Origin of the sequence: Photorhabdus antumapuensis (assembly GCF_020387775.1) — a bacterium.
Taxonomy (GTDB): Bacteria; Pseudomonadota; Gammaproteobacteria; order Enterobacterales; family Enterobacteriaceae; genus Photorhabdus; species Photorhabdus antumapuensis.
Genome location: NZ_JAHZMK010000053.1, coordinates 98,387 through 106,081 on the forward strand (window position 1 = coordinate 98,387; position 7,695 = coordinate 106,081).

Consider the following 7,695-nt stretch of genomic DNA (forward strand, 5'->3'; position numbering starts at 1 on the left):
CTGCTCTCTAGATTTCAGGCTTTGACTGGGTTTTACGCTCGAACATGATACAGTGCACCAAAAAAGTGCAGGGGTGTGGATGAAAACGGAAAATCTGCCCGGTAGCGGGCAAATATTAAATTCGCTGATTAACAGTGTGCTGGTACTGGATACTGATCTCGTCATCCGTTATGCCAACCATGCAGCCCTACAATTATTCGCTCAGAGTGCCCGTAAATTATTCGGTACACCTCTTCCAGTGCTGTTCAGTTATTTTTCACTGGATACAGAATTGATGCACTCCAGTCTGGTCAGCGGCCAGAGTTTTACTGATAACGAAGTAACATTAGTGGTTGATAACCGCTTTCACATTATGTCGCTCAGTGCCCAACCAATTTCCGAGCAGTTCATCTTGCTGGAACTGGCGCCTATGGATAGTCAACGCCGGTTAAGCCAAGAGCAGGTACAACAAGCTCAGCAGATAGCCGCACGGGAATTGGTTCGGGGGCTGGCACATGAAATCAAAAACCCCCTTGGTGGGCTGAGAGGAGCCGCGCAATTACTGTCAAAAGCACTGCCTGATCCTGCTTTGCAGGAATACACCCAGGTAATTATTGAACAAGCCGACCGATTGCGCCATCTGGTAGACCGATTGCTTGGCCCACAACATCCGGGTGAACACATTAAGCAAAGCATTCATTATGTTGCTGAACGGGTCTCCCAGTTAGTCTCGCTGGAAATGCCGAATAACGTCACACTGGTAAAAGATTACGATCCCAGTTTGCCAGAACTGGCCCACTATCCTGATCAAATTGAACAAGTATTGCTAAATATCACCCGTAATGCCTTGCAAGCGCTAGGAAAACAGGGGGGAACCATTACCCTCCGCACTCGTACTGCTTTTCAGATTACCTTGCATGGTAAGCGCTATCGTCTGGCGGCCAGAATTGACGTGGAAGATAACGGGCCAGGTATCCCACCACACATTCAGGACACTTTGTTTTACCCAATGGTCAGTGCGCATGAAGGTGGAACAGGTCTTGGTCTATCCATTGCTCGCAATTTAATCGACCAACACTCCGGCAAAATAGAATTTACCAGTTGGCCGGGGCACACAGAATTTTCTATCTACTTACCAATTAAGAAATAGAGGATAACGATGCAACAGGGAAAAATTTGGATCGTCGATGATGACAGTTCAATCCGCTGGGTACTGGATCGGGCGTTAAGTAACGCGGGGATGGAATGTACCAGTTTTGCAGACGCGGATAGCGCACTAACCGCGCTGGCCCAAAACACACCTGATGTACTGATTTCGGATATCCGAATGCCGGGGATGAATGGACTAAACCTGCTGAATAATATCAAACAGAGCAACCCGTTGCTGCCAGTCATCATTATGACCGCTCACTCTGATCTGGATGCCGCAGTTAGTGCTTATCAGCAAGGCGCTTTTGATTACTTACCAAAACCCTTTGATATTGATGAAGCCGTTGCCTTGCTGGAACGGGCACTTAGCCACTCCCGCGATCAGAATCAATCAATCAAAAGTCCACAGGTCATCGCACCCGTTTCTGACATGATAGGAGAAGCGCCTGCCATGCAGGACGTTTACCGTATTATCGGCCGCCTCTCCCGTTCCTCTATCAGCGTCCTGATCAATGGCGAATCCGGTACCGGGAAAGAGCTGGTGGCCCATGCGCTGCACCGTCACAGCCCACGGGCCAATGAGCCATTTATTGCCCTTAACATGGCAGCCATTCCTAAAGATTTAATTGAGTCAGAGTTGTTTGGTCATGAGAAAGGCGCTTTCACCGGCGCTAATCAGGTACGTCATGGGCGATTTGAACAGGCTAATCACGGCTCACTGTTTCTTGATGAAATTGGTGATATGCCTCTGGACATTCAGACCCGTCTGTTACGGGTATTGGCGGAAGGTCAGTTCTACCGAGTTGGCGGTTATGCTCCCGTGAAAGTGGATGTAAGAATTATCGCGGCAACCCATCAGGATCTAGAACGTTTGGTAGAGAAAGGCAAATTCCGTGAAGATCTCTATCACCGCCTCAATGTTATTCGTATGCAATTACCGCCCTTACGTGACAGAGTAGAGGATATTCCTCGCCTGACTCGCCATTTCTTGCAACAGACCGCTAAAGAGTTGGGCGTAGAAACAAAGATTCTCCATCCTGACGCAGAAATAGCCTTAATGCGTTTACCTTGGCCGGGCAATGTCCGCCAGTTGGAAAACATCTGCCGTTGGCTGACAGTCATGGCCGCAAGCCAGGAGGTGCTGGTACAAGATTTGCCGCCTGAATTATTTGAGCCCCATCATACCGAAACCAGCCCAACAACATCTGTAAATACAGTACCTACAAATACAATACCGGAAGATTGGCCGCAGCGACTTGCCCAATGGGCAACAAGTGCCTTGGAAAACGGTCAACAGGATCTGCTATCTGAAGCATTACCGTTATTGGAGCGTACCTTACTCAATTGTGCACTTAAGCATACCAAAGGCCATAAACAAGAGGCTGCACGATTGCTAGGCTGGGGACGCAATACAATTACACGGAAGTTAAAAGAACTTGGGCTGGAGTGTTGAAACAGGGCTATAATCGCCCCGTTTCTATTTCTCTTACCAGTGCTGATATATCTGCACCGTAATTCATTGACGTTTCCGACTCTGGTCCGCATGCCTGCTCAGGAATCCGTTGACATTGATAGTGAAGATTCTTGCTCTTCTGAAAGCCCTTAGTAAACAGTATTTCAGCTCGCAATGCTTCAAAACTGTAACCACGACCAACACGGTTCACCACGCTCATCAGGTTGTTCAGACTCTCTATATAAGCATTGGTGCTCGGATGGTCGAAGTAAGCAAAAACATCGTCGTACCAGTTATCTATAGCTTTAACGAGTGGGTCAAAATGCACCTTCATTTCAGGTGTTATCTGTCTAAGCCAAACATCGTAAGCTACATAGCGCACCTGATAGCGATCTTTTCGTTTAGTTAGGTATCGGAGACAAAAGCGTCAATCACCAAATCGACCGCATAGGTTGAAAAGGGAATTAAATGTTGAGTATGAATCTGATCACCATGGACCTGAGCAAAACAAATGTGCTCACCGTCAATAGCTATTCCAATGAAATCAGATTCGGGAATTCCTGTTTTCGCTGACTCACACTGTATATATGGCAGAAGTCGTTCTTCTGTAGCATTTTTGAAGCCCGGGCTGTCCTTCTTGCCACGAAACAAACCTGGCGCTTTGAATTCAATGATTACGTGATTATGGCTTGAGTCTTTACGCCCTCGCTCAGCATTCAAATGAAGGCCAGTAGCATCTTCTATCACCTTCATCCAAATGTATCGAACCTCCTCTTCACCTTTCCAAGGCTTTAGGCGCTTTTCCTGAATAGCTTCGTATGCGTCTTGACTCATTACGTACCACCTTGTAAACCGGCGTAAAAATTTGCCCAATAATGAACCTGAACAATAATAGCATCAACCGTATAATCCGATTTTAAAAAATTTAATCGGATAAAGCTGATCAATACAGAATGCCGTTTCAATAATTCGGCAATACACAGGAAACCACTTGGCTGAAAGGACTAAGTGAATGTAAAGACGGTAGCTTATTAGTCGAATCCGCCATGCTATTTTATTATTTAATGAATTAACCAATTTATTTAAATAGATATATACCCTTCATCTTTCAAGCTGCTGCTTTGTTGGCTGCTTTCACTCACCCCAATCACATCGTTATCTATGCTCCTGGGGATTCATTCACTTGCCGCCGCGCTGCGGCTCGAAATCTATTAGGTATAGGTAAATGAGGCTAAGTGAAAACTATAAAAGCGAATACCCAAATGTAAAATAAAAAGATTTCAAAGAGGTTAAAACCTTTTTATTTAAAAACCATGCTCTGAACAATCAAATCACCCTTGAAAACTGACGCTGGCTAACTTCCCGGCGTAAATAAATATCAAAACACATACATATATTACGAATCAGTAACCGGCCTCGTGGTGCTACCCAGATCTGTTTTTCATTTACTTCAACCAGCCCATCTTCAACCAGTGGCGCTAATAATTGCAAATCTTCCGCGAAATAACAGGTAAAACTCAGCCCATATTGTTGCTCAATATCAGCAAAATTTAGACGAAAATTACAGATAAGCGCTTTAATAACATCACGGCGAATACAATCATCTTGGGACAGCGTTAAGCCACGCCATAAGGCATGCCCCTGTTTTTCTAATTCCGCATAATAGGTTTTTAACTCTTTTTGATTTTGGCAATAGCTATCACCCAACATACTAATAGCAGAAACTCCCAAGCCTAACAGGTCACACTCTTCCTGAGTGGTATAACCCTGAAAATTGCGATGTAATTTCCCTTCCCGCTGAGCTACCGCCAGTTCGTCATCCGGGCGGGCAAAATGGTCCATACCGATAAACTGATAGCCATTGTTTGTCAGCGTCGCGATTGTTTCTTGCAATATATCCAGCTTTTGCTCGGCACTCGGTAAATCATGCGCTTTGATTTTACGTTGAGCAGCAAATAAATTCGGCAAATGAGCATAATTGAAAATACTCATTCTGTCCGGTGACAATGCTAATACGCGCTCCAGAGTGAATGCAAAGCTTTCTGGTGTTTGTTTCGGCAAGCCATAGATCAGGTCAATACTGGTGGAATTAAAACCCGTTTCGCGGGCACGTGCTACCAAAGCAAAAATAAACTCTTCATCCTGTTCACGGTTAACCAGACGCTGTACTTCTTTATTGAAATCCTGCACACCCATGCTCAGACGGTTAAAACCTTCATTGCGCAGGTGATCAATCATATCCAGTTCAATTTCACGTGGGTCAATTTCAATAGAAATTTCAGCATCTGGCAGAAAATCAAAATGGTTACGCAACAATCCCGTCAATTTACTGATTTGGTCTTTATCAAGATAGGTTGGTGTGCCACCGCCCCAATGCATCTGACTCACTTTACGACCAGAAAACAACTTTGCTCGGCCACGAATTTCCCGTTCAAGCCATTGCAGATATTCATCCGCTTTATGCTTCTGGCGGGTGACCAATTTATTACAACCACAGAAATAACAGAGCTTATGGCAAAACGGGATATGGAGGTAGAGAGAAAGCGGTCGTTCAGGGTAACAGGTAGCAGCCTGGATAAATGCTGTATTATCATACTGTTGATTGAATTCTAGCGCCGTAGGATATGAAGTATAACGGGGGCCGGAATAATTGTATTTTTGGATCAAAGGCAGATCCCAAACGATGGCTTGCTCAGACATGCTTATTCCTTCCGATGTTTTTGCCCATCAAAACGTAACGCTTTCATATAGTTAATATGTTGCTCTGTAGTGACTCTGCGCAACCGGGTTTTACACCGCGACAATCGCCATAGTTTACCCAATAACCATAGCAAATAACATACTAATGGTATGGTTATTAGGAGCAATCCGCCTTTGATCATGAGAGGTTAAATTATTTACCTTTCAGCAGTTGCATAATGTCATCCTGCTTCTCTTCTTCACTCTCTTCCTCATCCAGTTTAATACCCAACTCTTCCATCAGAGCATCAATCCGATCCAACGTGATATCAATATAGTCATGCTCTTCTTTAGACAGACTTTCGCCATTTTCCAGACGTTCTAGCAATGCATCCAGACGATCGTCGTTTTCCAGCATTGCCAACTCTTCCTGTGGCGACAGACGTGGTTTTGTCTCAACTTTATTAGCAACGACAGGTTTTGTCGGTTGTTCTCCAATAATCAGCGGAACAGGTACTTTACTGCCAAGACGTGGATCACGTTGCTGCTTGTCTGACGAGTATTTATCACCGCTTTTCTCCTGATAGCGGTTACCCGGCGGATTGCCACGATGTTTTTTCTCACGCTTACGTGCACGCCCTTCCGCATTCAATTCTTCGCGGTTTTTTCTTTTCTGTTTACCAGCAGATGCTCTGGCCGGTGTTTTTTTCTTTAACGGGTTCATAGCCTGTTACTCAGTTTGGTTTATCAGGGTATTGCTGCGCCGGAATCTAGCAGAAACCGCACGTATAGAAAAGCGCCGCGAATAATTCTTTATCTTTTAACAAATATAGCCAAAATCTCTTATCATTCATGCATGGTTTAACCATCAACGAATATTCTATTACTCTTAGCTTTCAATAAATGATAAATCGATATGCCTATTTTTGATACTTCTTGCTATAAATCCGTTTACTTGTGGGTAGTTGGTTATGCTTTGTTATGGATGATAGTGAGTTATTCATTCGACCCAACCGTCCCTTATGATGCCGTCGAAGCATTGAACTGGGGAAAAAACGGCGAATGGGGTTCACCTAAAAATCCGTGGTTAGTTGGTGTAATGATGCTGCCTGCTATCCATATAAGCGGTGTTTCATTGAGTTTTTACTGGTATTTCATTCACTTTATTGCTATCGCGATTGGCATGCTCGGTGTATGGCATCTGGCATTTCGGCTGACCGGGAAAAAAGAGCTGGCATGGCTCGCCATGCTGACATTGAACCTGTCTGGTATTATTAACTTCGATATTATCCCTTATAACGATAATTATCTGCTAATTATGTTGTGGCCGTGGGCCATGCTGTTCTTTCTGCGCGCAGTATACGACAATCCACACTGGTGGCTGGCATTTGCTCTCAGTTCCGGGCTGGCAACAATGGGAAAATATTCCACATTAGCATTGGTTGGTTCAGTTTTTCTGTTGACCCTGTTTGTGCCTAAAGTTCGCCAATGTTACCGCCAACCCGCGCTTTATATCGCCCTGGCTATCTGGTTCATGCTGGTCCTGCCTAACTTCTGGTGGCTGTGGAACAATGATTTTGCCGCCTTCAAATGGGTAGATTCACAAATAGATAGCGGATTTAATCTACACACCACCCGATCGTTATTATCGGTATTTTATCCACTGATTATTGTTGGCATTATTATCCATCAGCTTGGCGGCCGTATTAGCTGGCCGAAGGAGCAACCGAACCGATTGGTAAACATTGTCATCTTGCTGCCATTACTGATTATCTACTGCTGGTTCTCATTCAATAAAGGCGGAAGAATGACAGAATGGCTGCACCCCTTTATGTCTGTTTCATCAGCACTGTTGGTTGGTTCTATTACCCGATTTCCACAAAAATCATTGCGCAGCACTCTGGGAGGGTTGATTGTCGTTGCGGTATTGATTTTGATGGGATATGTACTGATTATGGCAGCCAATGTTCGCGGTGCTGGTCATAAATTCGAAGGTATCAAAGACTTTTCCTGGCAACTAGAACAACGCTGGCATCAACTCTACCCAACTCCGCTCCATTATGTTGGGGGTGAATACTTGCATCAGTGGCTAACTTTCTACGCACCAAGTCAGCCAGAGACGATCCAACCTTGGACGTTGGAAGGGCAAACGCCAAATGTCTATAACCGCCATGTTAAAGCAAGCGATATTGTACGCGACGGCGCTATTTTGATCGGAAGAAAAGGTAAAGCCTGTGAACAGGAAGATTTTCACAGCGTTTTACAAGACTGGCCCAAACTGAAAATAAACAGTACTGAGGAGTTTCTTTTCCAGCCTGAACCTGAAACGAAACCAATACCAATCTGTGTAGGTTTTGTGTCACCGGAAAAATATCAGTAGTTTTCTCTGAAATTTGAAAGCCTGATTTAACAGGCTTTCAATTCTTCATACGCCT

6 protein-coding genes and 1 pseudogene are annotated in these 7,695 nt (G+C 44.6%); 3 read left to right on the forward strand and 4 right to left on the reverse strand.

Features of this window, described 5'->3' with window-relative positions:
* The first annotated feature begins 79 nt into the window (after positions 1–79).
* Complete coding sequence (gene glnL, locus KZ793_RS19770) at positions 80–1,129, forward strand: nitrogen regulation protein NR(II) (RefSeq protein WP_225816880.1); 1,050 nt, start codon at positions 80–82, stop codon at positions 1,127–1,129.
* Between the two features lie 9 nt (positions 1,130–1,138).
* Positions 1,139–2,581 carry a nitrogen regulation protein NR(I) gene (gene glnG, locus KZ793_RS19775; protein ID WP_225816881.1) on the forward strand — a complete coding sequence of 481 codons (1,443 nt, stop codon included), beginning with the start codon at positions 1,139–1,141 and terminating at the stop codon, positions 2,579–2,581.
* Between the two features lie 7 nt (positions 2,582–2,588).
* On the opposite strand, the pseudogene KZ793_RS19780 reads toward glnG, so the two are convergent.
* The 4 genes and pseudogenes from KZ793_RS19780 to yihI all read right to left on the reverse strand — a co-directional run.
* Positions 2,589–2,978: pseudogene (locus tag KZ793_RS19780) on the reverse strand (transposase); the annotation flags it as partial.
* A gap of 8 nt (positions 2,979–2,986) precedes the next feature.
* Positions 2,987–3,415 (reverse strand): hypothetical protein, encoded by a 429-nt coding sequence (locus KZ793_RS19785; RefSeq protein ID WP_225816883.1) that lies wholly within the window; start codon positions 3,413–3,415, stop codon positions 2,987–2,989.
* Between the two features lie 492 nt (positions 3,416–3,907).
* On the reverse strand, positions 3,908–5,281 hold the full coding sequence (hemN, locus tag KZ793_RS19790; RefSeq protein ID WP_225816884.1) for an oxygen-independent coproporphyrinogen III oxidase: 1,374 nt from the start codon (positions 5,279–5,281) through the stop codon (positions 3,908–3,910).
* Positions 5,282–5,474: 193 nt separating this feature from the next.
* Positions 5,475–5,984 (reverse strand): Der GTPase-activating protein YihI, encoded by a 510-nt coding sequence (yihI, locus tag KZ793_RS19795; RefSeq protein WP_225816885.1) that lies wholly within the window; start codon positions 5,982–5,984, stop codon positions 5,475–5,477.
* 192 nt (positions 5,985–6,176) lie between these two features.
* On the opposite strand from yihI, the gene KZ793_RS19800 reads away from it, so the two are divergent.
* Positions 6,177–7,640 carry an ArnT family glycosyltransferase gene (locus tag KZ793_RS19800; RefSeq protein WP_225816886.1) on the forward strand — a complete coding sequence of 488 codons (1,464 nt, stop codon included), beginning with the start codon at positions 6,177–6,179 and terminating at the stop codon, positions 7,638–7,640.
* Positions 7,641–7,695 lie beyond the last annotated feature (55 nt).